The organism is Amycolatopsis sp. NPDC049253 (assembly GCF_040678995.1).
Lineage (GTDB): Bacteria > Actinomycetota > Actinomycetes > Mycobacteriales > Pseudonocardiaceae > Amycolatopsis.
This window is the reverse complement of the sequence record NZ_JBFAQX010000072.1, coordinates 1-3,185: the sequence shown is the minus strand read 5'-3', so window position 1 is coordinate 3,185 and position 3,185 is coordinate 1. Positions and strand designations below refer to the sequence as shown.

1 protein-coding gene and 1 pseudogene are annotated in these 3,185 nt (G+C 64.9%); one reads left to right on the top strand and one right to left on the bottom strand.

Annotated elements, in window-relative coordinates:
* Nucleotides 1-1,076: 1,076 nt before the first annotated feature.
* A pseudogene (locus AB0K15_RS47945) lies at nucleotides 1,077-1,571 on the bottom strand (integrase); the annotation flags it as partial.
* A gap of 347 nt (nucleotides 1,572-1,918) precedes the next feature.
* On the opposite strand from AB0K15_RS47945, the gene AB0K15_RS47940 reads away from it, so the two are divergent.
* Nucleotides 1,919-2,251 carry a hypothetical protein gene (locus AB0K15_RS47940; protein ID WP_364067907.1) on the top strand — a complete coding sequence of 111 codons (333 nt, stop codon included), beginning with the start codon at nucleotides 1,919-1,921 and terminating at the stop codon, nucleotides 2,249-2,251.
* Nucleotides 2,252-3,185 lie beyond the last annotated feature (934 nt).

The following is a 3,185-nucleotide window of genomic DNA, read 5'->3' as shown; positions in this document are numbered from 1 at the left end:
CCACAACTCATCCGGCACCAGCCGCCGAGACAGATCATCCACAACCCAAGATCATCCACCAAGACCAGCCACACCCCTACTGAGACACGCTCTTAGTACTTGAAGGCCTGCTATCTGACACATGTGGCGGCCAATCGGGGTCAGAAATAAGTGGAACGCACGGCTTCTACACGGCTGGAGACGTATCAGCGAACAAAGCAGCTTTCTGGGAGCCAAACGGATACAACAGCTACTGGGGGAATGGCGCCTGCAAGTCTCAGTGGAACCAGTTCAGCTTTTATATTCCGCAATACCCGGACACGAATATCTGGCTTATCGTCAAGAGTCCCGTGGTCTACAGTCTCGATGGTGATCCGCTGTACCGCTTCCACAGCGCACAAACCAATGATTTACCTGACACACCTCTGTCGGGCGACTGATCAGCTCCACTTTCACCCCGGACGGGCGCGGCCCGCGGGCAGTAGGATGCAGCGGTGAACAGTCACGAAGCGCCTCGTCAGCGGTTCTTCCGAGAAGAGCAACGGGGTGGTGCCTGCACGCCGCTGAGCCCCGGTGCGGCACGCGCCGGCATGCCACCAGATGGTTCTGACCGTCGGGCACGTGTAGCTGGGTGCGTGATTATCCTGCCGCCAGGCTGGCGTAGGTCGTGGACCGCAGCTTGGTCCGAGCAGCCCGACGGTGAATTTCTGGACATGTTCGATGCCGACACGCTCGAAGAGGCGTTGGCATGGTCGTTCGGTCAAACAGCTGAGGTGTTCATCCGGCAAGCGACGGGTGAACTCGTCCGGGCAGAACGACCTGACGCTACCGAACAGTAAGAAGGAACGCGCTGCAAGACGCGCTTTGACCCTGCGTGGGGCCGTGAACTGAGGTCGTTCACGGCCCCACGCGGCGTCGGCGATCGTGTCGAAGGTGTCGCTGAGTTTGGCCGGGCGGAGCGGGCTCAGAGCAGGCCGCCGCCGAGGCGCGGCTGGCAGACTGTAGACCGCAGGAGGCTTCAACACCCATCAACTCCAGGGCCGTGACGGCCAACCGAACGGAGCGACCCAAGTCATCGCACTGAGCGTTGCTGCAGTCTATTCATCCTCGGCCAGGTTGAGGATCATGGCGATCTTCGCCAGGGATACCTCCTCCAGCCCTGCGAGCACCTTGGCGTACACCTCGTGCAGCACCGCAACCGAGTGTCCGGCCCACGCGGCGGCCTGGGCGGACTGTACGCCGGCCGCCAGCCACGTCGACACACACGCGTGCCGCAGGTCGTACGGCCGACGCGCCAGCGGCGATCGGTACTCGTCCTCGGACAGCGCTGCTTGGCGAGCCTTGTCCCAGACCCGGGCGAGCGTCGACTCCGCGACGTCACCGCCGTCGAGGCTCCGGAACAGGCGGCGGTCGTCGGCGACGCCGTACTGCTCGACGTGGCGGTGCAGCATCGCGGTCAGCGGCGGCGGGCACGGCACCGGCCGCACTTCGCCCTTGGCCCGCTCCTTGAGCTGACGGCGGTCGCGGCGCTCGCCGCTGTCCGTCCACGCCGCACCCGCGACCGGAGCAGTCTCGGACAGCAGCAGCTCGCCCCGAAGCCGTGCCGACGGTCTTCAGGTGATCGTGCAGGATCGCCGTCAGCGGCGGCGATCACGCCGCTCCCCCGAGTCTGCCCAGGCAGCTCCAGCGATCGGCGCGGGAGTCGAGAGCAACAGCTCCAGGTTCGGAAGTTCGGGATTCAGGCCGCGGCCAGAGTCGCGGCGGCGGCCAGCCGGGACGCTTTTTCGACGGCGAGCACCGTGGAGGACATGCCCGCCGGGCGCTCATCGAGTTTCTTCGAACAGATCCGGCCGGCCTCCTCGGGGGGACGGCTCGGAATGAAGCTGTCCGACGGGACCTGTTCAAGGCCTGGGCGCAAGCGACACTGCCTGGTGCGCGGATGTCTTACAACGCCGGCATCCACGGGATGGCCCCGCGCTACTTCATCCAGGCCCTGCGCATCGCTGAGTCGACGGGCGATCGACTTCTCGGCGCCAGCATCCTCGACGCTATGAGCCATCAAGCAGCGTTCCTTGGGCGGCATCGAAAAGCTGCCAATCTCGCCCGCTCAGCACGCATGGGCACAGCGAACGCAGGCTCGGCGAGCGCGGCGGCTCATCTCTACGCCATGGAAGCTCGCTCGCCGGCCCGGCTTGGCGATGCCGCCGAGTGCGACCGTGCCATGAGCGCGACCCAGCGAACGACCCGCCGATTGGTTCGGATATTTCAATGAGTCCGAGCCACCGGCCGAAATTGGGCATTGCAACCGCGATCTCGGGCGCCCGGTCGACGCCGCCGATTCGGCCGATCGGCCACAATCGTCGACTTTATCGAACAAGCCTCAGCGACTCGACTCTGGACACCCCCGGACTCCAAAAAGGCGCCCAGTCACGACGGTTCGCGCCATTCCCAACGGCCCCCCGCACCTCGTCGGCAGCCCCGGCATCTTGGCCAGCTTTCCCGCAGAGCCAGAGGGTCATCGACACCTCACGGTAGTCGGCGAGCATGGGATAACCAGCCCAAGACATCACATGGAATCCGTAGAAGTCGGCACATTGGTGATACTCATCCTCGGTATGCCACCCGAAGCGCTCATAGAAGAGCGCCGTCTGCACGAGGTCCCACTCACGCGCTTTCGCGATGACGTCCTGAACGCGTAGTGATCTTGAGGGGCGGGGCAGCAGCCAATGCTGCTCCGCCATTCGAGTTCGTACGGACCGAGTCGTTGAGCGGCGCGGACACTTCCACTGCCGCTCGGGCTGGATCCGAGGTACTTCGAGATCGCCTTCTCCTTCACCAATGTCCGAGGTCGCCGTGAGCGACGAGCCAACGGCGAGCTCGGGCGCATCCTCGAGTGAGCGTTTGCGACGAGACACGCCACCTCATCATGCGACGTCAGCGACGTCGCGGTTTGGTCGTCGTGTGCGCGACAGTTTTCACCTGGTACGCATGGTTTCTGTCACCGCCCAGCGTGCCGAACGCGGGCTCGACGCCGACAGCGGCCGATGACCACGAGGCGCGTCATCAATGCTGCGCGTCTGCATTCCCAGCTGGGTCGGGCGCACGTCGAACGGCGACTGCCCGCTCGGCGTCGTGGTGCTTGGCGACGGCGAGAACCCCCCACCGTGCGGTTCAGGTCATCTTCGGGGGTCCCGGGCTTTGTGGGC